This is a genomic window from Pseudomonas sp. HAR-UPW-AIA-41, assembly GCF_002304225.1.
GTDB lineage: Bacteria > Pseudomonadota > Gammaproteobacteria > Pseudomonadales > Pseudomonadaceae > Aquipseudomonas.
Map to the genome: position 1 here is coordinate 68,964 of NZ_NSLB01000006.1, position 21,974 is coordinate 90,937.

The following is a 21,974-nucleotide window of genomic DNA, read 5'->3' on the forward strand; positions in this document are numbered from 1 at the left end:
GACTCCTGTTAACGTTGGGCCTGGGTCTGGCGAATCTCGTAGACCGCCTCTTCACCGCGCTGCGGAATGACCCGGATCAGGTAGCGTGGTGCGGGCTGGCCGAGCACCATCTCATCCAGTTTGTACTGCACATCGAGCTTCAGGTACTTGATCTCACCCGGGTTAACGGTGAATGGGTAAGTGATGTCGCGGGGCTCCCACTTGGCAATCTGGCTGAGCCCGGTGATGCGCAGGCTGTGCTGGCCGGGCGCCAGTTCGACCCAGCGGTGCTTGTTGTACTTGAGGGTGCCGATGCTCTGGCCGTCGATCTGCAGGTCCGGATAGTCGTAGCGCAGTGGCTTCATCAGGCCGGGGGTGGTGGCTTCTGGGCGATACAGGTAAACCACCGCGCGCTGGCTGGTGGAGGGCTGCACTGCCTCGAAATAACCGGGCGAGCTGCAGCCGGTGGCGGAAAACAACAGGGGCAGGGCGAGCAGGCACAAGCGGCGGCGCATGACGATGATCCTTGTCTGACAGGGGAGCGCGTTGCAGGTTATCGCACAGGCGGTCATGGCTTGCCAGAGGCCTTGTGCTAAGGTCGCGCCCGCAGCATGGCAGAGGAGCTCACCATGAAATTCATCCACCAACGCGAACAACTCAACGAAGGCGATCTGGTCGTCATCGAGAGCTCACAGCCGTGCAACATCCGCCTGATGTCCGACAGCAGCTTTCGCAGCTTCAAAAATGGCGGACGCCACACCTATCACGGCGGCGCGTTCGACCGTTTCCCGGCCAAGATCAAGGTGCCCAGCACAGGATACTGGAACATCACCCTGGATACGGTAACCCGCCGCGCCATCAGCGTGACGCGCAAGCCGAACATGCAGTACAGCATCAGGATAGTGCGCCGCAGCGGCGCTCAGTGAGGCAGGCTGTGCGCGGCAAATACCGCGCACAATGAGCGGCCCCGCAGTGGGGCCGCGACGGGTCAGAAGCGCCAGGTCGCCTGGGCAGCCAGCGCGTGACCATTGTTATTGTAGTCGGCGTTGTAGGTGCCTTTGCTGGCCTCGAACTTCCTGACGGAAACCTGCTCTTCCTGCAGGTAGACGTAGGCCAGATCGAGAGTCAGGTTCGGCTGGCTGGCCGGGGTGTAGCCAGCACCCAGTGCCCAGACATAACGATCGCCACTGGGAATGCGCGGCGAGCGATGGGCATTGTTGGTCGGTGAGGGGTCGAACGCCACGCCGCTGCGCAGTACCCACTCTTTATTCATCTGGTAAGACAGGCCGGCAGCGAAGCTGCGGGTGTCATGCCAGCCTTGCTCCTCAGTGACTTCCCTGAAGCTGGCCGCGGCATTGGTCGGCGATTCGATGACGATTTCGCGGAAGCGGCTCCAGCGCGTCCAGATATAGCCGGCATAACCGGTCCAGCGCGAGTCGAACTGGTGGGTGACCGACAGCTCGAAGTTTTCCGGGGTGGTCAGGTCCAATGATGCATCGTACTTGCCGGCGGGAATGCCTGGGAACGGTCCCAGGCCGATTTGGCTGTTGGAGGCATCACCTTCCAGGGTGTATTCCACCTTGGAGCGGTAGGTCAGGCCGATGCGGGTCGCGTCAGTGGCCTGGAACATCAGGCCGACGGTGTAGGCCCAGGCCCAATCATCGCCTTCTACCTTGAACTCACCTTCAGAGCCGCCGAATGCGGCCAGCGGATTGACAGCACTGCTCAGCTTGCCTTCGACATGGTTGGCGCTGATGCCGGCGCCCAGCGACCACTGATCATTGAAGCGATAGCTCAGCGTTGGCTGTATGGCGATAACGGTTACATCACTGTCTTTGGCAAAGCGACGGCCCTGATAGTTGTTTTCGTACTCGGTGGCCAGACCATAAGGCACGAAAACACCCAGCCCAAAGGTCCACTGCTCATGCAGCGGCTTGACGTAGTAACCGAACGGGATGGCTGCCAACGGCACCATGTCACCATCATTCGAGCCACGGTAGTTGCTGTTGACGTGATCGATGTCGGAACCAGCACTGATCAGCGCCATACCACCGGTCACCTGCTCCTTCAGATAGCTCATACCGGCCGGGTTGCCATACACGGTGGAAGCATCCAGTGCACTGGACGAGCGCCCCGCAAACGCCGTGCCCATCGCACTGACGCTCTGCTCGTTGATGGCAAAGCCCGCGGCAAGCAGCTGATTGCTGGCGAGCAGGGCAGAAAGGGTAAGAGCGAGGCGGGATGGAGACGGGTACTGCATGAATTGATCATCCGTTCACTTATGAAGGGCGCGAATACTAGGGGATCAATCCTGACTGTCCAGTCAAATAAGGCGTCAATTACAAAAAGACTACAATTAAGCGAAGGCTCTAGGACGGTAGTTCCAGAGATCGCCTGGCATATTTTGAACGAGGCGTGGAACAATAACCCATGAGCGATCAGGCCCGCGCGTGGCGGGCCTGATCCGGTGAGCAGGTGTCAGAAAGAGCATCAAAGCTGATAGGCCGCGTAATGCTTTCCCATCATCTGCTCCTTCGCGGGGCTGTCAGTTGTCATAGCCAAGATTGGGCGCCAGCCAGCGTTCTGTGACGCTGAGGTCCTGACCTTTGCGCTTGCTGTAACTCTCCACCTGATCCTTGTCGACCTTGCCCACGGCAAAGTACTGGGCTTCGGGGTGGGCGAAGTACCAGCCGGATACGGCCGCCGCCGGGAACATGGCGTAGTGCTCGGTAAGGAACACGCCGCTCTGACCAGCCTTGTTGTAGTCGGCCTCCGGATCGAGCAGTTTGAACAGGGTGGCTTTCTCGGTGTGGTCCGGGCAGGCCGGGTAGCCGGGAGCCGGGCGAATACCGTTGTACTGCTCCTTGATCAGCTCCTCGTTGGAGAGCTGTTCATCCTTGGCGTAACCCCAGTATTGCTTGCGCACCTGCTCGTGCAGCCACTCGGCGCAGGCTTCTGCCAGGCGGTCGGCCAGGGCTTTGACCATGATGCTGTTGTAGTCATCGCCCTTGGCCTCGTAAGCCTTGGCCACTTCCTCGGCACCGATGCCGGCGGTGGTGATAAAGCCACCGACATAGTCGGTCACGCCGCTTTCCTTGGGCGCAACGAAGTCGGCCAGGGACAGGTTGGGTTTGCCATCCGGCTTGATGGTCTGCTGGCGCAGGTGATGCAGCTGGGCAATGACCTTGCCGTGGTCGTCGCGCACTTCGATGTCGTCGTGGTTGATCTGGTTGGCCGGCCAGAAGCCAAATACAGCGCGGGCCTTGATCAGTTTCTCGTCGATCAGCTTGTTCAGCATCGCCTGGGCATCGTGGAACAGCGCGGTGGCCGCTTCACCCACCACTTCGTCCGTGAGGATGCGCGGGTACTTGCCGGCCAGATCCCAGGAGATGAAGAAAGGCGTCCAGTCGATGTATTCGGCCAGCACCTTGAGGTCGATATCTTCCAGTACTTTCACGCCGGTAAAGCTCGGCTTGGGCGCGATGTAGCCGGTCCAGTCGAATGCCGGCTTGTTGGCCAGCGCATCGGCATAGGGCAGACGCTCGGTACGCGAAGCACGGGCCGAGGTGCGCTCGCGGACTTCGACATATTCGGCGCGGGTCTTCTCGACGAAGCCGGCCTTGAGCTCCTTGGACAGCAACTGGGTGGCCACGCCGACGGCACGCGAGGCGTCGGTGACGTAGACCACGGCATCGTTGCTGTACTGCGGGTCGATCTTCACCGCGGTGTGAGCCTTGGAGGTGGTGGCGCCACCGATCATCAGCGGCAGATTGAAGCCCTGACGCTGCATTTCCTTGGCGACATGCACCATCTCATCCAGCGACGGGGTGATCAGACCGGACAGGCCGATGATGTCGCACTTTTCGTCGCGGGCGGTCTGCAGGATCTTCTCGGCCGGCACCATCACGCCCAGATCGACGATGTCGTAGCCGTTACAGCCCAGCACCACGCCGACGATATTCTTGCCGATATCGTGGACGTCGCCCTTTACGGTGGCCATGAGGATCTTGCCCTTGGCTTCCGGCTTGTCGCCTTTTTCAGCTTCGATGAAGGGGATCAGGTGAGCCACGGCCTGCTTCATCACGCGGGCGGATTTCACCACCTGAGGCAGGAACATCTTGCCGGCGCCGAACAGGTCGCCGACCACGTTCATGCCGCTCATGAGCGGGCCTTCGATCACATCGATCGGACGCGCGCACTGCTGGCGGCATTCTTCGGTGTCTTCCACGATAAAGGCGGTGATGCCTTTGACCAGCGCGTGCTCCAGACGCTTGTCGACCGGAAGGGCACGCCAGGCTTCGTCTTCGACTTCCTTGACGCTGCCATCGCCGCGGTAGTTGTCGGCAATGGCCAGCAGCGCCTCGGTGCCGTTGGGGGTGCGGTTGAGCACCACATCCTCAACCTTTTCGCGCAACTCGGCCGGAATCTCGTCATAGATCTCCAGCTGCCCGGCGTTGACGATACCCATGGTCAGGCCGTTCTGGATCGCGTGGTAGAGGAATACCGAGTGGATCGCCTCGCGCACCGGGTTGTTGCCACGGAAGGAGAACGACACGTTGGACACGCCGCCGCTGGACAGGGCGTAGGGCAGGTGGTCACGGATATAGGCGCAGGCTTCGATGAAATCGACGGCGTAGTTGTTGTGCTCCTCGATACCGGTGGCCACGGCAAAGATGTTCGGGTCGAAAATGATGTCTTCCGGCGGGAAGCCCACTTCATTGACCAGAATGTCGTAGCTGCGCTGGCAGATCTCGCGTTTGCGGTCGGCGGTGTCGGCCTGGCCGACCTCGTCGAAGGCCATCACGACCACGGCGGCGCCGTAGCGCTTGCACAGCTTGGCGTGATGCTTGAACGCCTCGACGCCTTCCTTCATGGAGATGGAGTTGACGATGCCCTTGCCCTGGATGCACTTGAGGCCGGCTTCGATCACTTCCCACTTGGAGGAGTCGATCATGATCGGCACACGCGATATATCCGGCTCGGAGGCGATCAGGTTGAGGAACTTCACCATGGCCGCCTGGGAGTCGAGCATCCCTTCGTCCATGTTGATGTCGATCACCTGGGCGCCGGCTTCCACCTGTTGTAGGGCGACTTCCAGGGCCTCGGTGTAGTTTTCCTCGCGGATCAGCCGGGCGAACTTGGCCGAACCTGTGATGTTGGTGCGCTCACCGACGTTCACGAACAGCGAGTTGCGGTCGATGGTGAAGGGTTCCAGACCCGACAGGCGGCAGGCCTTGGGAATGTCCGGAATCACGCGCGGCTTGTACTTGGCCACCGCCTCGGCAATCGCCTGGATATGCGGCGGGGTGGTGCCGCAGCAGCCGCCGATGATGTTCAGAAAGCCCGAGGCGGCGAATTCTTCGACCACCGCGGCCATTTCCGCAGGGGTTTCATCGTATTCACCGAAAGCGTTCGGCAGGCCGGCATTGGGGTGGGCGGACACATGGGTGTCGGCCTTGGCGGCGAGTTCGGCCAGGTACGGACGTAGGTCCTTGGCGCCGAGGGCGCAGTTGAGGCCCACGGAGATCGGCTTGGCATGGCGCACCGAGTTCCAGAAGGCTTCGGTGGTCTGGCCGGACAGGGTACGGCCGGAGGCATCGGTGATGGTGCCGGAGATCATGATCGGCAGTTCCACGCCATCTTCCTCGAACACCTGTTGCACGGCGAAGATGGCCGCCTTGGCGTTCAGGGTATCGAAGATGGTTTCGATCAGGATCAGGTCGGCGCCGCCTTCGATCAGGCCGCGGGTGGCCTCGACGTAGTTTTCTACCAGCTCGTCGAAGGTGACGTTGCGGTAGCCGGGGTCGTTGACGTCCGGGGAAATCGAGCAGGTACGGCTGGTCGGGCCGAGCACGCCGGCAACGAAGCGCGGCTTGTCCGGAGTTTCCAGGGTCTTGGCGTCGGCCACTTCACGGGCCAGGCGCGCGCCTTCGACGTTCAGTTCATACACCAGGCTTTCCATGCCGTAGTCGGCCTGGGATACCTGGGTGGCGTTGAAGGTGTTGGTTTCCAGGATGTCGGCGCCGGCGTCCAGGTAGGCCTTCTCGATCGCCTGGATTACGTCCGGACGGCTGAGCAGCAGCAGGTCGTTGTTGCCTTTCACATCACACGGCCAGTCGGCAAAGCGCGCGCCACGGTAGTCGGCCTCTTCGAGCTTGTAGCTCTGGATCATAGTGCCCATGCCGCCGTCGAGGATCAGGATGCGTTCCTTGAGGGCTTGTTGAAGCAGGTGTTGGCGTGCGGCACGATCGGACATGGTGACTACCCGGCAGGTGGAACAAAAAGGAGCGTGATGATAGCAAAGATGCCTGAATTTCTGGCATGCGCCGGTTCAGCATGAATTCTGCTCATGTTGCTGGGGCGGTTGGCTGACGCGGTAGAATCAGTGCTCTTCCTGGCCCGGATGCCGATATGAATCGCCTGTTGCTTGCGCTTGTCTCCTTCTTTTCGCTGCCCGTGCTGGCGTCCGAAGTGCCGTCCTACAGCCGTGACGTGCAGCCGATCTTCAATGCCAAGTGCGTTGCCTGCCATGCCTGCTACGACGCGCCCTGCCAGCTCAACCTGGGCAGCGGGGAAGGGGCGCAGCGCGGCGCCAGCCAGCTGCCGGTATACAGCGGCAGCCGTACTGTGGCTCAGGCGACCACACGCCTGTATCTGGATGCCCATGACGAAGCGGCCTGGCGGCGCAAGGGCTTTGCCTCGGTGCTGCAGCCGCAGCAGCAATCGGCCGCGCTGATGGCGCGCATGCTCGAGCTGGGGCACAACAATCCCTGGCCGGCCAACAGCAAGCTGCCGGCAACCATGGACATCGACATCAGCCGCCAGAACCAGTGCCCGCTGCCGGAAGAATTCGCTGACTTTGCCCGCAAGAATCCCAAGGCGGGAATGCCGTTTGCCGTGACCGGCCTGGATGCACAGGAGTACGACACCCTGCAGCGCTGGCTGGCCGCCGGTGCGCCGGTGGATGAGCAGCCGCGTGCGGCCAATGCCAGTGAAGCGGCACAGATCAGCCAGTGGGAGGCCCTGCTCAATGGCGACAGCCCGCGTGAAGTGCTGGTGGCGCGCTGGCTGTATGAGCACCTGTTCCTCGCCCATCTGTATTTCGATCAGGGGCAAAGCGGTCAGTTCTTTCAGGTGGTCCGTTCGCGCACGCCCAGCGGCCAGCCGATCGACCTGATTGCGACGCGCCGGCCCAATGATGATCCCGGCACGCGGTTCTTCTACCGGTTGTGGCCGATTCAGGGGGCCATCGTGCACAAGACGCACATCACCTATCCGCTCAGTGCGAAAAAGCTGGCGCGGGTGCAGGAGCTGTTCTTCAGCGGCGACTGGTCGGTTCAGGCGCTACCCGGTTACAGCGCGCAGCGGCGGGCCAATCCGTTCGAAACCTTTGCAGCCATTCCGGCGCAGGCGCGTTATCAGTTCATGCTGGATAACGCCGAATACTTCGTGCGTACCTTCATTCGTGGCCCGGTCTGCCGCGGGCAGATCGCCACGGACGTGATTCGTGACCAGTTCTGGGCGCTGTTCCAATCCCCCGAGCATGATCTGTATCTGACCGACCCACAGTTCCGCGCGGCCGCCACGCCATTGCTGGCCTTGCCCGGTCAGGTGGACGAGCTGCGCAGCCTGCCCAGGCAGTGGAGTGAGTACAAGGAACGGCGCAACGACTACGAGGCTCTGCGCCGGGACACCTACGCTGAAGCGCCTGCTCCCAGTTGGTCGCATATCTGGGCGGGTAATGATAATGCGCTGCTGTCGATTTTCCGCCAATTCGACAGTGCCTCTGTGCGTAAAGGGTTGATCGGTGCCATTCCGCAGACCCTGTGGCTGCTTGATTATCCGCTGCTGGAGCGGACCTACTATGGGCTGGTGGTCAACTTCGACGTATTTGGCAATGTCTCCCATCAGGCGCAGACACGCCTGTATTTCGACCTGATCCGCAACGGTGCCGAGGTCAACTTCCTGCGCCTGATGCCGGCCGACAGCCGCGAGCCACTGCTGGAAAACTGGTATGCCAAGAGCGGCCGGCTGAAGCTGTGGCTGGATTACCAGAGCATCGACGCCAGCACGCCGACCGCCCTGCAACTGGATGAGGCCAGGCCCAAGGAGGATTTCGCCGAGCGCCTGATCCAGCGCTACGCCACGCTCAATGCGCGGCCGGACCCGATCAACCGTTGTCAGGGCGCGCATTGCTACCGGCCTAACCTCGCAGTGGAGCTGCAGCGTGCCGAGCAGAGCCTGAGTCGCCTGACCAATCGCCCGGCCGCCGGACTCAAGGTGATCGAGCAGCTACCCGAAGCCAGTATGCTGAGCATCGACTACGGCGCTGGGCAGAACGAGGTGTACACCCTGCTGCGCAACCGTGCTCATAGCAATGTGGCCTTCATGGTCGGCGAGGAGCTGCGCTATGAAGAGGGGCTGGATACCCTGACGGTTTACCCCGGGGTGCTCAGCAGCTACCCGAACTTCATGTTCAGCCTGAAAGCTGATGAAGTAGCCGATTTTGTCTCCGCTCTGGAGCAGGCCCGCAGCCCGCAAGCCTTTGATGCAGTCGTGCAGCGCTGGGGCATCCGGCGTACCCATCCGCAGTTTTGGGCGCATTTCGACAAGCTCAATGCCTATATCGAGCGTACTGAGCCAGTGGAAAGCGGCATTCTGGATATCAATCGCTACAAGAATCTTTAAGGAACTCACGTAACTGCTGATTTTTTCAGTGACTTGCCTTTACAGGGCGGCCTCGCCTGCATTTACTGAAAGAGTATCTCCATCCAAGGTGGTCTTTCTGTGTCTGCAATAGCTTTACTGGTCTGTGATGACTCTGGCATGGCCCGCAAGCAACTGATTCGTTCGCTGCCTGCCGATTGGCCAGTCAACATCAGTCAGGCCACTAATGGTCGTGAAGGGCTTGAGGTAATCCGTCAGGGATTAGGTCAGGTGGTTCTGCTCGACCTGACGATGCCGGAAATGGATGGTTATCAGGTATTGCAGGCACTAAGGGATGAAGGCTTACAGGCCAAAGTCATCGTGGTCTCTGGTGATGTTCAGGAAGCAGCCATACAGCGAGTAATGGAGCTGGGGGCTTTGGACTTCATCAAAAAGCCAGCCAACCCTGAAGAGTTGCTGGCCAAGCTGAAGGCACACCACCTGTTGGAGCTTGGTGGAGCAGAGCAGGACGATTCTGCGCAACAAGCCCAGTCACCTCAGGCTGCTCTGGCTGAGATGAAGGTGGGGTTTCGTGATGCGTTTCGGGAGATCACCAACGTAGCCATGGGCCGTGCTGCGGCCTTGCTGGCCAAGGTGCTGGGTGTGTTCGTGCAGTTGCCAGTACCCAACGTCAACATCTTCGAGGTCGGCGAGCTGCACATGGCTTTGGCTGATGCGCAAAGTGGCGAACGTTTGACCGCTGTGTGCCAGGGCTACATCGGTGACGGTATTGCCGGCGAGGCTTTGCTGATCTTTCATGACTCTGAAGTAGGCGATATGGCCCGCCTGATGAAGTGGAAGCTCGAAGGCGAAAAGGCTGAGATGGAGTTGATGCTGGATCTCTCGAGCATTCTCATCGGGGCCTGCCTCACCGCTATTGCGGAGCAACTGGATAGCCACTTGTCTCTTGGCCATCCATTACTACTTGGGCAGCACTCACCGATTGAAGAACTGATTCGAGTCAATCAGGCTCGCTGGCGAAAGACGCTTGCGGTTGAGATCAGCTACACCCTGGAGGGACAGGCTATCCACTTCGACCTGCTACTGCTGTTTACCGAAGACTCTGTGGCCCGCCTGAGCCACAAGATCAATTACCTGCTGAGCTGACGGCCCATGGAACTCAACGAACTGCACTGGATGCTGGATATCCTGCAAAGCATCGACGTCGGTGTGGTGGTGCTCGACCGTGAGTACCGCATCGAGATGTGGAACAGTTTCATGGAAAGCCACTCCGGCCTTGAGCCCGAAGAGGTTCAGGGGCAGAGCGTTTTCCGTATTTTCCCAGAAATTGATGAGGCCTGGTTCCGCAACAAGGCTGAAACTGTGGCGACACTCGGCACGCGGACGTTCACCATCTGGGAGCAGCGGCCTTATCTGGTGCGGTTCAAAAACTACCAGCCCATCACCGGGCAGGAAGACTTCATGTACCAGAACACCACCATCATCCCGATCAAGGACGCGACGGGAAAGGTGGGGCACATTTGTATCGTGATTTACGACGTCACTCATGTCGCCAGCAACAAGAAGCAGCTCCAGAATGCCACTTCCAAGCTACATAAACTGACTCGAACCGATGTGCTGAGTGGTTTACTCAACCGCGCGCACTGGGAGAAATCGCTGGAGCAGGAGTTTGCTCGTCATCAGCGTTACCAGCGGCAGCTCTCACTGTTGTTGCTTGATATTGATCAGTTCAAGGCCTTCAACGCCCAGTACGAGCATGCCGCAGGTGATTTGCTGCTACGTAGTCTGGCCGATCTGCTCGGTCAGCACGTGCGTACCCTTGATCCGTGTGGACGCTACGGCGCTGACCAGTTCGCCGTGCTGCTGCCCGACACCTCGGGTGAGGGTGCTCTGCAGCTGGGCGAGCGTCTGCGTGAGGCAGTCAGCCAGCAGGTTCTTCTGCATGAGGGGCAAGCTGTGCGTTACAGCATCAGCATCGGCGTTGCCGAGCTCGACGCCAATTGTCTGAATCCACGGCAGTTCTGCGAACGTGCCGAGCAGGCGCTGGCCAGGGCCAAGCAGGCCGGGCGCAATTGCGTTGTGGCGTTCTCCTGAATAATCCGACTGTTTTGCTATGGCTTTATCCGTGGCAGGTGATGGCGTACACTGCGCCCATATCTGTAAGGAGTTGCCATGAGCGCCATTACCATCACCGAAGCCGCCGAACAGTACCTGGCTGACCTGCTGTCCAAGCAGAACACCAGCGGTATCGGTATTCGCATTTTCATCACTCAACCCGGCACCCAGTACGCGGAAACCTGCATTGCCTACTGCAAGCCTGGTGAGCAGAAGGCTGAGGACACGCCGCTGGCTCTGGCCTCATTTACCGCCTGGATCGATGCCGTCAGTGAGCCCTTCCTCGAAGATGCACTGGTCGACTACGCCACCGACCGCATGGGCGGCCAGCTGACGATCAAGGCCCCGAATGCCAAAGTGCCTATGGTCAATGAGGACAGCCCGCTCAACGAGCGCATCAACTACTACCTGCAGACCGAGATCAACCCGGGCTTGGCCAACCATGGTGGTCAGGTGAGTCTGGTGGATATCGACGAGGGCATCGCCATTCTGCGCTTTGGCGGTGGTTGCCAGGGCTGTGGTCAGGCTGACTACACGCTCAAGGAAGGTATCGAGAAAACCCTGCTGGAGCGTATTCCGGAGCTCAAGGGTGTGCGTGACGTGACCGATCACAGCAACAAGGAAAACGCCTACTACTAAGGCGCTTCCCAATTAAAAAAGGCGACCCTGGGGTCGCCTTTTTTGTGTCCATCTGACGGCTCAATCAGGCCGGCATACTCCAGGGTTCCAGATGGTAGCCCTGTGCGGCAAGGTCCTGACGCGACTGCTGCAGGGCCTTGGCCAGGCTCTGCGGGTTGCGGTAGTTCTGGCTGGCCAGACGGGTGCGCCCCAGTACGCGGCCGAAAGTCCGGTCAATGACGCTGAGGCTCAGCTCGCCATAGCCATCCTGAGCCGCCCAGGCCACACACTGGAACGGTTGAAAGGCATTACCGGCAATCAGCAGCGCTTCGTTGATGCGCAGTTCTTTGTTCATGATCTAGCTCCTGGCAAATCCGTGGAATCGCTACAGCCGTTCGCAAGCGATTCGTTAAACAGTGGATGTCATGAGCAGAGGCTGAAGTCACAGCCGGTCGTCATTTTGAAAGCGGCTGGCGTTTGAATATAAAAAAGCCCTGCAGTGCAGGGCTTTTTAATTACCGAAGGGTCACACCGCGAGAACGGCGAGCTTGACCAACTCCAGCAGCGGCTGCGGATACACCCCGAAGAAGAACGCCAGCACGGCGATCGCCAGCAGCATGATGCCGCCCGCGCGTACGTTCCAGTTCATCGGCGCGTCATAGCGGCGCAGGTTAGGCTCAACCAGGAAGAGGGTGACCATGACCCGCAGGTAGTAGAACACGGCGATGCCGCTGCCGATCACCATGACACCCAGCAGCCACCAGAGTTGCGATTGCACACCGGTCGCGATGATGAAGAACTTACCGATGAAGCCGGCCGTCAGCGGAATACCGGCCAGCGACAGCATCATCAGGGTCAGCACAGCAGTAAGGTACGGGCGACGCCAGAAAAGCCCGCGGTACTCGTACAGTGCATCACAGTCCCGCCCTTTGAAGGGCGTGGACATCAGCGCGATCACACCAAAGGCGCCAAGGCTGGTGATCACGTAGGTCACCAGGTAGAGGGCGATGGCTTCCTGAGCCAGTCCCTTGCCGGCAATCAACGCGATGGTGATGTAGCCGAAATGGGCAATCGACGAGTAACCCAGCAGGCGCTTGAGGTTGCTTTGTGTCAGGGCCAGCAAGTTGCCAACCAGAATCGAAGCGATAGCGAACAGCGCCAGCAGGTTTTCCAGCCAGCCACCGGCCATAGCCGGCGACTGCAGATACAGGCGCAGCAGTACGGCAAAGACCGCTACCTTGCTGGCACTGGCCAGGAAAGCGGCAACAGGAACCGGAGCACCTTCATAGACATCCGGCGTCCACAGGTGGAAGGGCACCATGGACAGTTTGAAGGCCAGGCCGACCAGCATCATGCCGATGCCCAGTTGCGCCAGCGGCGAGGAGAGACCTGTTGCGGCCACATGCGCGCCGATACCTGCAAAACTCAGGCTGCCGGCATCGGCATAAAGCAGCGCCATGCCGAACAGCAGGAAGGCGGAACCGGCCGCCGAAAGCACCATGTACTTGATGCCGGCTTCCAGCGAGCGCTTGTTGAAGAAGGCATAGGCGACCATGCCGTAAACCGGCACGGAGAGCATTTCCAGACCGATGAAGAGACCGGCCAGGTGCTGCGAGCAGACCAGCACCATGCCGCCAAGCGCCGATAGCAGCATCAGCAGGTACATCTCTTCGCGGTTGCCCGGGTAGCCCTCGCCACTGTAGCGGCCGAGGTAGGCATGGGTCAGAGTCAGGCAGCCAAGTGTCGCCAGCAGAATCAGCCCCATATAGAAACCGGCGAAATTGTCCACCAGCAACAGCGGAGTGACCGCCAGAGGAGCCGCCTGCATCGACGGCACCAGCGCCGCCAGTGACAGCACCAGACCGATCCCGGAGAGGATGTAGCTCTGGCTGTGATTGCGCCGCCAGGCGATAGCCAGCATCACCACGATAATGGTGGCCGACAGGACCAGCAGTGGCAGGATGGCTGTGAAGTGTTGAATCGTCAGATCCATAGCGTGACTTTCCATTAACAGCTACCGGGCCGAAACCAGTTGAGAAAGAGCAGTGCCCAGCCATTGCTGAACACCATGCATGCTGGCTGCCGTGGTATCGAGTACCGGCTGCGGGTAAACACCCAGAATCACCAGCAGTGCGGCCAGGCCGAGCACCATCAGCAACTCGCGACTGTCCAGCGCCCGCAGCGGCTGGTCGGATTTGGCAGTACCGAAGTAGGCCCGGTGAATCATGATCAGCGAGTAGACCGAGGCCAAAACCAGCCCGAAGGTGGCAATCACCACGGTTACCGGAACGGCCTTGAACGAGCCCATCAGAATCAGGAACTCGCCGACAAAGTTGCCGGTACCCGGCAAACCGAGCGAAGCCGACGCAAAGAACAGGCTGACGGCCGGCAGATAGGGCATGCGCGCCCAGATGCCCCCCATCTGGCGCATATCACGGGTATGCAGGCGCTCGTACAGCTGGCCACAGAGGATGAACAGACCGGCAGCGGAAAGGCCGTGGGCCAGCATCTGTACCACCACGCCCTGCAAGGCCATCTGGCTGCCGGAGTAGATGCCGATCAGCACGAAGCCCATGTGCGACACGCTGGAGTAGGCCACCAGACGTTTGATGTCGGTCTGCGCAAAGGACAGCAGGGCACCGTAAAAAATGCCAATCACGGCCAACGTCATGGCCACGGGCGCAAATTCGGCGGAAGCATCCGGGAACAGCGGAATGGCAAAGCGCAGCAGACCGTAGGCGGCGGTTTTCAGCAGGATACCGGCCAGGTCCACCGAGCCTGCGGTCGGAGCCTGTGCGTGTGCATCCGGCAACCAGGAATGCACTGGCACAACCGGCAGCTTGACTGCAAAGGCGACAAAGAAACCGAGCATCAGCAGCCATTCGACGCCAGGAGCCAATTCGGCCTTGAGCAGGTCGCTGTAGTTGAAGGTGATCACGCCAGTGTTGTTGTAGTTGACGAACACCAGAGCGAGGATCGCCACCAGCATGATCAGGCCGCTGGCCTGGGTGAAGATGAAGAACTTGGTTGCCGCGTAGATACGGGTGCGCTTGCCATCATCGGAGCTGTGTCCCCACAGCGCGATGAGGAAGTACATCGGCACCAGCATCATTTCCCAGAAGAAGAAGAACAGGAAAAGGTCGATGGCGAGGAATACGCCGACCACGCCGCCGAGAATCCACATCAGGTTGAGGTGGAAAAAGCCGACGTGGTTCTGGATTTCTTTCCACGAACACAGAACCGACAGCACGCCAAGCAGGCCGGTGAGGATGATCATCAGCAGCGACAGGCCGTCCAGCGCCAGATGCAGGCTGATGCCGAAGGCCGGAATCCAGCTTGCCTGGTACTCAAGAGCCCATACGGGGTCAGCGCCCGGGGCCGGAGCCAGTTGGAAGTTGCCGGTGGTCCACAGCCACAGACCCAGCCCCAGTTCGAGGAGCATGGTCAACATGGCTACCCAGCGGGGCAGGGTGGCGCCAAAGCGCTCGCCCTGCCAGCAGAGCAGGCCGCCGATGAAGGGAATCAGGATTAGCCAGGGCAGAATCATGTCGGGCTCAATCTCTCAGTAAATTCATTAGGCCAGTACGACGATGCCGAGTACCACCACGGCACCCAGTGCCAAGGAGGCGGCGTACCAGCGCAGGTATCCGTTTTCGGTGCTCGTCATGGCTTCGTGGCTGCTGCGCACGGAGGCCGGGATCAGTCCGATGGCATGATCCAGCGGATCGCGGCCCAGCAGGCGGCAGATCAGCAGGTAAGGTTTGACGAACAGCAGGTCATAGAGCCAGTCGAAGCCCCAGGCCGCATACCACCAGGCGCCGAGGAAACGTCCCGGCGCGCTGGCGGCAATGGCCGAAACCAGGCGGCGCTTGCCGAGGAACAGCATGGCGGCAAGCAGAATGCCGGCAATGGCGATGGCGCCCGAGGCGATCTCGAGGCTGTGCTGCGCTTCCCCGCCGGCATGACCGACGCTCTGCGGCAGCACACCGGCCACCGGCGGAGTGATCAGTGCGCCGACGAAGGTCGACAGCACGATCAGGGTCGACAGCGGCAGCCAGTAGGCCACGCCATGCCCGCTGTGGGCCTCAGTCTTCTGCTCGCCATGGAAGGCGATGAAGATCAGGCGGAAGGTGTAGATCGAGGTCAGGAAGGCACCGGCCAGACCTGCGTAGAGCAGCTCGCTGTGACCACTGGCGAAGGCTTCCCAGAGGATCTCGTCCTTGGAGTAGAAGCCGGCCGTGACCAGTGGAAGCGCCGCCAGCGCCGCGCCGCCGACGATGAAGCTGGCATAGGCCAGTGGCAGCTTGTTCCACAGTCCGCCCATCTTGAAGATGTTCTGCTCGTGGTGGCAGGCGTTGATCACCGCACCTGACGCAAGGAACAGTAAGGCCTTGAAGAAGGCATGGGTCATCAGGTGGAAAATCGCCGCTTCCCAGGCACCCACGCCGAGAGCCAGGAACATGTAGCCGATCTGGCTCATGGTCGAGTAGGCGAGGATGCGCTTGATGTCGGTCTGTACCAGCGCGGCGAAACCGGCCAGGACCAGAGTCACGCCACCGACGATACCCACCAGTTCCAGCACATCCGGGGTCAGCAGGAACAAGCCATTGGTGCGGGCGATCAGGTAGACGCCTGCGGTGACCATGGTCGCCGCGTGGATCAGCGCCGAAACCGGGGTCGGACCGGCCATGGCGTCGGCCAGCCAGGTCTGCAGCGGAAGTTGGGCAGACTTGCCCACCGCACCACCCAGCAGGGCCAGGGTCGCCAGGGTCAGCCAGGGATCACCCGCCGCGAGCTTCTGCGGTGCCAGGGTCAGCAGTTCCTGGATATTCAGGGTGCCCAGCTGCATGTACAGAATGAACAGACCGAAGGCCATGAACACGTCGCCGACGCGGGTGACGATGAAGGCCTTGAGTGCGGCATTACCGTTGTTCGGATTGCTGTAGTAGAAGCCGATCAGCAGGTAGGAGCACAGCCCCACGCCTTCCCAGCCGAAGTACAGCAGCAGCAGGTTGTCGCCCAGTACCAGCAGCAGCATGCTGAAGATGAACAGGTTGGTGTAGGCGAAGAAGCGCGAATAGCCTTCTTCACCACGCATGTACCAGCTGGCGAACAGGTGAATCAGGAAACCCACACCCGTCACCACGCCAAGCATGGTCAGCGACAAACCATCCAGATGCAGGGTGAAGCTTGGGGCGAAGCCCTCGACGCTCATCCAGACCCACAGCTGCTGGGTGAAGACGCCAGCTTCCGGTGGTGCCACATTGAACTGGTAGATGATCCAGGCACTGGTCGCCGCAGAGAGGCCGACCGAGCCGACACCGATCAGCGCCGAGAGGTTTTCACTCAGGCGGCCACGGGAGAACGACAGCAGCAGGAAGCCTATCAGCGGGAAAACAAAGGTCAGAAATAGTGCGTTCATCCGCGCATCTCGCTGGCTGCGTCGATATCGAGGGTGTGGAAGCGGCGATACAGCTGCAACAGGATCGCCAGACCAATACTGGCCTCGGCAGCTGCGAGGCTGAGCACCAAGATGAACATGATCTGTCCATCTGGCTGAACCCAGCGGCTACCGGCCACAACAAAGGCCAGTGCGGTTGCATTCATCATCACTTCCAGGCTCATCAGCACGAACAGGATGTTGCGTCGCACCATAAGGCCAGCCAGGCCCAGGCAGAACAGCATGCCGGCGATAGCCAGTCCGTGTTCCATGGGAATACCGTTCATCCTGTTACTCCTTCGCTTCTTGGCGGCCGAGGTGATAAGCCGCCACCAGTGCCGCCAAGAGCAGCATGGAGGCCAGTTCAACTGCCAGCAGATACGGGCCGAACAGACTGATGCCGACGGCCTTGGCATCAACCTGAGTACCCTGAATCAGAGCGCCGGTGCTGTTGCCAAACAGTACGTAGAACAGTTCGGCCAGCAGCAGCAGGGACAGCAGGCCTGGGCCGATCCAGATGCCGGGTGTCAGCCATTTGGATTCCTGCTCTGCAACTGCAGGTCCCAGGTTGAGCATCATCACCACGAAGACGAACAGCACCATGATGGCGCCGGCGTAGACGATGATTTCCAGGGCACCTGCAAAGGGGGCGCCGAGGGCGAAGAAGCACATCGCCACGGCCAGCAGCGAGACGATCAGGTAAAGCAGGGCATGTACCGGGTTGGTATGGGTGATTACCCGGAAGGTCGAGGCAACCGCGATAGCGGAGGCCAGGTAGAAAGCGAGTTCCATGTCCTCTCCTTAGGGCAGCAGGCCTTTGACGTTGATCGGTTCGGCCTCGTTCTGCGCCGCGCCCTTGGGCTTGCCGGCAATGGCCATGCCCGATACGCGGTAGAAGTTGTAGTCCGGGTACTTGCCGGGGCCGGAGATCAGCAGGTCCTGCTTCTCGTAGACCAGATCCTGGCGCTTGTACTCGGCCATTTCAAAGTCCGGGGTCAGCTGGATCGCTGTTGTCGGGCAGGCTTCCTCGCACAGGCCGCAGAAGATGCAGCGCGAGAAGTTGATGCGGAAGAACTCCGGATACCAGCGACCGTCTTCCTTCTCGGCCTTCTGCAGCGAAATGCAGCCAACCGGACAGGCCACGGCGCAGAGGTTGCAGGCTACGCAGCGCTCCTCACCATCGGGGTCGCGGGTCAGGACGATGCGTCCACGGAAGCGCGGCGGAAGATACACCGGCTCTTCCGGGTACTGCAGGGTATCGCGCTTGCGGAAACTGTGGCCAAACACCATCACCAGGCTACGCAGCTGGGTGTAGGTACCGTGCAGGATGTGCAGGATTTCCTTGATCATGTTCATGTTCCTTACTGCCCCGCAGCCGGGCTGTTGAGCAGTACCAGAGCTGCGGTTACCAGCAGATTGATCAGGGTCAGTGGCAGACAGAACTTCCAGCTGAAGCTCATCACCTGGTCATAGCGCGGACGCGGGATGGAGGCGCGCAGCAGGATGAACAGCATGATGAAGAACGCCACCTTGGCGGCAAAATAGAAGAACGACAGCCACGGCAACTGTTCAAGGAACGGACCATGCCAGCCGCCGAAGAACAGCGTCACCAGTAGCGATGACACCAGCACGATGCCGATGTACTCACCAACGAAGAACATGCCCCATTTCATACCGGCATATTCGATGTGGTAACCGTCGGCGAGCTCCTGCTCGGCTTCCGGCTGGTCGAACGGGTGACGGTGGGTGACGGCAACGCCGGCGATAAAGAAGGTACAGAAGCCGAGGAACTGCGGAATGATGAACCACAGGTTCTGCTGCTGGTATTCAACGATGTCGCGCATGTTGAAGCTTCCGGCCTGTGCCACCACGCCCATCAGGGCGAGGCCCATGAAGACTTCATAGGACAGGGTCTGGGCGGAGGCACGCAGACTGCCGAGCAGGGCGAACTTGTTGTTGCTCGACCAGCCGGCGAACAGCACGGCGTATACCGCGATACCGGCCATGCCGAAGAAGAACAGCAGGCCGATGTTCAGATCCGCCACGCCCCAGGTTGGGGTGATGGGCACCACGGCATAAGCGATCAGCAGTGCACTCATGGCGACGATCGGCGCCAGGGTGAAAATCAGCTTGTCGGCGAACGGCGGCGTCCAGTCTTCCTTGAAGAACATCTTGACCATGTCGGCGCCGAGCTGGAACGCACCAAACGGGCCTACACGGTTCGGGCCATGGCGGTCCTGCCAGAGGCCGAGCAGGCGGCGCTCGACCCAGGACAGCAGTGCACCGGTGATAACCACCGCGAGGAGAATCACGATGGCCTTGACCACCGCGATAATCACCTCGGTCAGTTCAGGTGTCAGCCAACTCATCATGCCACCTCCTGAACGTCGCTCACGCTGACGTTGGCCGTGAGGGCTGGAATACCTGGCAGACCTGCGGGCAGGCCGATGAGGCCGCTGGACAGCGCAGCGCTCGTCTGCAGCGGCAGGCGCAGGGATAGGCCACCGACGGTCAGACCCAGCATGGCGCCTGGGTTGACGCCCAGCTTGGCGGCATCTTCCTTGGCCAGCACCACATAAGCTTCTGGGATGCGCTGCTGGATCGGCTTGGCGCGTGCGCTGTTTTCGTCACTGCCAAACAGATGGAAGTACGGCACTACCTGCCAGCTACCCGGCTTGGCCGAGCAGGCTGCGGGAGCGCTGAACCAGTTGAGGTCGGCACGCTCGCCATCTAGCAGGCGTACACCGGGATCACCGGCACGCAGGTGACCGCCGACTTCGTCCTGGAATTTGTTCCAGGCCTGCGGCGAGTTCCAGCCCGGCGACCAGGCAAACGGAATCTGCTGGCGATCTTCCGCGCTGCCGGCATAGCCTTCCATGGAGAAGGCAAAGGCCGAATCCTTGTCCTGCGGCTGACGCGGCTCGTGCACGCTGATATTGGCGCGCATGGAGGTGCGGCCACTGTAGCGGTGCGGTTCGCGGGCCAGTTTGAGCCCCTTGATGCGGAAGCTGGCACTTGGCGCGGCGTCGCGGATACCGGCGAGCAGTTCGCTGCTGGCGGCACAGGCATTGGTCACCTGATCCAGCTGGGTCCAGTCAACGGGCTGGCCCTGCAGGGTGCTGTGTAGGGCATGCAGCCAGCGCCAGCCTTCACGAACTAGGTTGTCGGCGTTGTAGTAGACCGGGTCGAACACCTGGAAGAAGCGCTGAGCGCGGCCTTCCTGGCTGACCAGGGTGCCATCGCCTTCGGCAAAGGTCGCCACCGGCAGCACCAGATCAGCGCGCGACAGCGTGGCGGTCGGCTGATGATCGGCGACGATCAATACACTGGTCTTAGCCAGGGCTGCATCGATCACGGCCTTGTCTGCGCGGCGATACAGATCGTTTTCCAGCACGATCAGGGCATCGGCTTCGCCGTTCTGCAGGCGGGCGAGGGCGCTTTCCAGCGAGTCACCGCCAAGCAGGGTGGCACCGAGGCTGTTGGCTTCACCCAGCGCCAGGCTGATGGAGGCATTCTTCTCGCGGTTTTTCAGGGCCTGGGCAATATTGCCGGCAGCTTCCAGCAGTGCCTGATTGCCCAGCGAGGTGCCGGCAACGATGAGCGGGCGCTTGCCGGCCAGCAGGGCTGCGGCAATACGCTGCGCCAGTTGCTCGGCTTCGCTGTCCAGGCCGCTGACTGCGGGCGCGCTCGGGTCAATGGCATGGGCCACGGCAAAGCCGAGGCGGGCCAGATCAGCCGGAGCGGCCTGCACGGTTTCCGTGGCGACATCGTCCAGTCGGGTGACATCGACACTGGCGATGAACAGCGGATGGCTGGCGTGCTGGGCGACGTTCTGCACGGCGGCCATGTGCCAGTCCTGGATTTTCATCGAGGCGGCAATCTCGGTGGCCTTGCCCTTGACTGCCTGACGCAGGGCCAGAGCAACACGGGCAGAGGTCTGGGTCAGGTCTTCACCGAGGACGAACACCGCGTCATGGTCTTCGATCTCGCGCAGCGTCGGTGTCGGCAGCGGACCGTTCTGCAGCAGTTCGCGGGCCAGTTGCAGGCAGGCCAGCTCGTTGGCGCCGATGCCCACGGAGAAGTTTCCGGCACCCACCAGTTCGCGCAGAGCGAAGTTGCCTTCCAGGCTGGCACGCGGCGAGCCGATACCAATGACACGGCGCCCCTTGAGCAGGGCTGCGGCCTGGTCCAGAGCGGCATCCAGCGACAGCTGGGTGCCGTCGGCCAGTTGTGGCTGACGCGGACGATCACTGTTGTTGACGTAGCCGTAGCCGAAACGACCACGGTCGCAGAGGAAGTAGTGGTTCACCGAGCCGTTGAAGCGGTTCTCGATACGGCGGATTTCGCCATAGCGCTCACCGGGGCTGATGTTGCAGCCGGCCGCGCAACCGTGGCAAATGCTCGGGGCAAACTGCATGTCCCACTTGCGGTTGTAACGCTCGGAGTGGGTCTTGTCGGTGAATACGCCGGTCGGGCAGACCTCGACAAGGTTGCCGGAGAACTCGCTTTCCAGCACGCCGTCTTCGACACGACCGAAGTACACGTTGTCATGGGCGCCGTAGACGCCCAGATCGGTGCCGCCGGCGTAATCCTTGTAGTAGCGCACGCAACGGTAGCAGGCGATGCAGCGGTTCATCTCGTGAGCGATGAACGGGCCGAGTTCCTGGTTGGTGTGGGTGCGCTTGGTGAAGCGATAACGGCGCTTGTTGTGACCGGTCATCACGGTCATGTCCTGCAGGTGGCAGTGGCCCCCTTCCTCGCACACCGGGCAGTCGTGCGGGTGATTGGTCATCAGCCATTCCACCACGCTTTCGCGGAACTGCTTGGCTTCCTCGTCGTCGATGGAAATCCAGGTATTGTCGGTGGCGGGCGTCATGCAGGACATGACCAGGCGGCCGCGCTTGTCGTTCTCGTCGGTGTACTGCTTGACCGCGCACTGGCGGCAGGCACCAACGCTGCCCAGCGCCGGATGCCAGCAGAAGTACGGAATATCAAGTCCCATGGAGAGGCAGGCCTGCAGCAGGTTGTCCGCCCCATCGACTTCAAAGGTCTTGCCGTCTACGTGAATAGTGGCCATTTTCGGGTGTCTTCTTGTACTCGCCAGGCGAGCTGTCTAATTGAGAAACCGTTGTGTCCGCAGGGCGGACGAACCGCA

17 protein-coding genes are annotated in these 21,974 nt (G+C 60.8%); 5 read left to right on the top strand and 12 right to left on the bottom strand.

Annotated features, from left to right (window positions below):
- Positions 1-8: 8 nt before the first annotated feature.
- Entirely contained in the window at positions 9-494 is a 486-nt protein-coding gene (locus CK486_RS12825; protein ID WP_176481707.1) for a DUF2846 domain-containing protein, read from the bottom strand.
- Positions 495-590: 96 nt separating this feature from the next.
- On the opposite strand from CK486_RS12825, the gene CK486_RS12830 reads away from it, so the two are divergent.
- Positions 591-905, top strand: a complete 315-nt coding sequence (locus CK486_RS12830; protein WP_256574425.1) for a DUF1883 domain-containing protein — start codon at positions 591-593, stop codon at positions 903-905.
- Positions 906-967: 62 nt separating this feature from the next.
- Here CK486_RS12830 and CK486_RS12835 read toward each other — a convergent pair whose 3' ends face one another.
- Positions 968-2,239 (bottom strand): OmpP1/FadL family transporter, encoded by a 1,272-nt coding sequence (locus tag CK486_RS12835; RefSeq protein WP_095940712.1) that lies wholly within the window; start codon positions 2,237-2,239, stop codon positions 968-970.
- Positions 2,240-2,524: 285 nt separating this feature from the next.
- Positions 2,525-6,235, bottom strand: coding sequence for a methionine synthase (gene metH, locus CK486_RS12840; RefSeq protein ID WP_095940713.1), 3,711 nt, complete (start codon positions 6,233-6,235; stop codon positions 2,525-2,527).
- A gap of 155 nt (positions 6,236-6,390) precedes the next feature.
- Here metH and CK486_RS12845 point away from each other — a divergent pair, with 155 nt between their 5' ends.
- From CK486_RS12845 to nfuA, 4 genes are all read left to right on the top strand, one after another.
- A complete protein-coding gene (locus CK486_RS12845) occupies positions 6,391-8,667 on the top strand; it encodes a fatty acid cis/trans isomerase (protein WP_095940714.1) in 2,277 nt (758 codons plus the stop codon).
- A gap of 138 nt (positions 8,668-8,805) precedes the next feature.
- Positions 8,806-9,792 carry a response regulator gene (locus CK486_RS12850; protein WP_371915503.1) on the top strand — a complete coding sequence of 329 codons (987 nt, stop codon included), beginning with the start codon at positions 8,806-8,808 and terminating at the stop codon, positions 9,790-9,792.
- A 6-nt stretch (positions 9,793-9,798) separates the two neighbouring features.
- Complete coding sequence (locus CK486_RS12855; RefSeq protein WP_095940716.1) at positions 9,799-10,740, top strand: sensor domain-containing diguanylate cyclase; 942 nt, start codon at positions 9,799-9,801, stop codon at positions 10,738-10,740.
- A 78-nt stretch (positions 10,741-10,818) separates the two neighbouring features.
- Positions 10,819-11,400, top strand: coding sequence for a Fe-S biogenesis protein NfuA (gene nfuA, locus CK486_RS12860; protein ID WP_095940717.1), 582 nt, complete (start codon positions 10,819-10,821; stop codon positions 11,398-11,400).
- A 64-nt stretch (positions 11,401-11,464) separates the two neighbouring features.
- Here the strand turns inward: nfuA and CK486_RS12865 are convergent, their stop codons facing one another.
- The 9 genes from CK486_RS12865 to nuoG form a co-directional block, all read right to left on the bottom strand.
- Positions 11,465-11,734, bottom strand: a complete 270-nt coding sequence (locus CK486_RS12865; protein WP_095940718.1) for a hypothetical protein — start codon at positions 11,732-11,734, stop codon at positions 11,465-11,467.
- Between the two features lie 171 nt (positions 11,735-11,905).
- Positions 11,906-13,372 (bottom strand): NADH-quinone oxidoreductase subunit NuoN, encoded by a 1,467-nt coding sequence (nuoN, locus tag CK486_RS12870; protein WP_095940719.1) that lies wholly within the window; start codon positions 13,370-13,372, stop codon positions 11,906-11,908.
- 21 nt (positions 13,373-13,393) lie between these two features.
- Positions 13,394-14,926 carry an NADH-quinone oxidoreductase subunit M gene (gene nuoM, locus CK486_RS12875; protein WP_095940720.1) on the bottom strand — a complete coding sequence of 511 codons (1,533 nt, stop codon included), beginning with the start codon at positions 14,924-14,926 and terminating at the stop codon, positions 13,394-13,396.
- Between the two features lie 27 nt (positions 14,927-14,953).
- Complete coding sequence (gene nuoL, locus CK486_RS12880) at positions 14,954-16,801, bottom strand: NADH-quinone oxidoreductase subunit L (RefSeq protein WP_095940721.1); 1,848 nt, start codon at positions 16,799-16,801, stop codon at positions 14,954-14,956.
- Complete coding sequence (nuoK, locus tag CK486_RS12885) at positions 16,798-17,106, bottom strand: NADH-quinone oxidoreductase subunit NuoK (RefSeq protein ID WP_095940722.1); 309 nt, start codon at positions 17,104-17,106, stop codon at positions 16,798-16,800. The genes nuoL and nuoK overlap by 4 nt, the downstream gene beginning before the upstream one ends.
- Positions 17,107-17,110: 4 nt before the next feature.
- Positions 17,111-17,611: an NADH-quinone oxidoreductase subunit J gene (gene nuoJ / locus CK486_RS12890; RefSeq protein ID WP_095940723.1), complete on the bottom strand. Its 501-nt coding sequence runs from the start codon at positions 17,609-17,611 to the stop codon at positions 17,111-17,113.
- A 9-nt stretch (positions 17,612-17,620) separates the two neighbouring features.
- Complete coding sequence (nuoI, locus tag CK486_RS12895; protein WP_095940724.1) at positions 17,621-18,169, bottom strand: NADH-quinone oxidoreductase subunit NuoI; 549 nt, start codon at positions 18,167-18,169, stop codon at positions 17,621-17,623.
- Between the two features lie 11 nt (positions 18,170-18,180).
- Positions 18,181-19,188: an NADH-quinone oxidoreductase subunit NuoH gene (nuoH, locus tag CK486_RS12900; protein ID WP_095940725.1), complete on the bottom strand. Its 1,008-nt coding sequence runs from the start codon at positions 19,186-19,188 to the stop codon at positions 18,181-18,183.
- On the bottom strand, positions 19,188-21,896 hold the full coding sequence (nuoG, locus tag CK486_RS12905; protein ID WP_095940726.1) for an NADH-quinone oxidoreductase subunit NuoG: 2,709 nt from the start codon (positions 21,894-21,896) through the stop codon (positions 19,188-19,190). The genes nuoH and nuoG overlap by 1 nt, the downstream gene beginning before the upstream one ends.
- Between the last annotated feature and the right edge of the window lie 78 nt (positions 21,897-21,974).

Coding starts and splice junctions, on each gene's coding strand:
- nfuA (WP_095940717.1), top strand. CDS start 10,819: ATGAGCGCCATTACCATCACCGAAGCCGCCGAACAGTACCTGGCTGAC.
- nuoI (WP_095940724.1), bottom strand. CDS start 18,169: ATGATCAAGGAAATCCTGCACATCCTGCACGGTACCTACACCCAGCTG.
- nuoL (WP_095940721.1), bottom strand. CDS start 16,801: ATGAACGCACTATTTCTGACCTTTGTTTTCCCGCTGATAGGCTTCCTG.
- nuoM (WP_095940720.1), bottom strand. CDS start 14,926: ATGATTCTGCCCTGGCTAATCCTGATTCCCTTCATCGGCGGCCTGCTC.
- nuoJ (WP_095940723.1), bottom strand. CDS start 17,611: ATGGAACTCGCTTTCTACCTGGCCTCCGCTATCGCGGTTGCCTCGACC.
- nuoH (WP_095940725.1), bottom strand. CDS start 19,188: ATGAGTTGGCTGACACCTGAACTGACCGAGGTGATTATCGCGGTGGTC.
- CK486_RS12855 (WP_095940716.1), top strand. CDS start 9,799: ATGGAACTCAACGAACTGCACTGGATGCTGGATATCCTGCAAAGCATC.
- CK486_RS12865 (WP_095940718.1), bottom strand. CDS start 11,734: ATGAACAAAGAACTGCGCATCAACGAAGCGCTGCTGATTGCCGGTAAT.
- metH (WP_095940713.1), bottom strand. CDS start 6,235: ATGTCCGATCGTGCCGCACGCCAACACCTGCTTCAACAAGCCCTCAAG.
- nuoK (WP_095940722.1), bottom strand. CDS start 17,106: ATGAACGGTATTCCCATGGAACACGGACTGGCTATCGCCGGCATGCTG.
- CK486_RS12850 (WP_371915503.1), top strand. CDS start 8,806: ATGGCCCGCAAGCAACTGATTCGTTCGCTGCCTGCCGATTGGCCAGTC.
- nuoG (WP_095940726.1), bottom strand. CDS start 21,896: ATGGCCACTATTCACGTAGACGGCAAGACCTTTGAAGTCGATGGGGCG.
- CK486_RS12825 (WP_176481707.1), bottom strand. CDS start 494: ATGCGCCGCCGCTTGTGCCTGCTCGCCCTGCCCCTGTTGTTTTCCGCC.
- nuoN (WP_095940719.1), bottom strand. CDS start 13,372: ATGGATCTGACGATTCAACACTTCACAGCCATCCTGCCACTGCTGGTC.
- CK486_RS12845 (WP_095940714.1), top strand. CDS start 6,391: ATGAATCGCCTGTTGCTTGCGCTTGTCTCCTTCTTTTCGCTGCCCGTG.
- CK486_RS12835 (WP_095940712.1), bottom strand. CDS start 2,239: ATGCAGTACCCGTCTCCATCCCGCCTCGCTCTTACCCTTTCTGCCCTG.
- CK486_RS12830 (WP_256574425.1), top strand. CDS start 591: ATGGCAGAGGAGCTCACCATGAAATTCATCCACCAACGCGAACAACTC.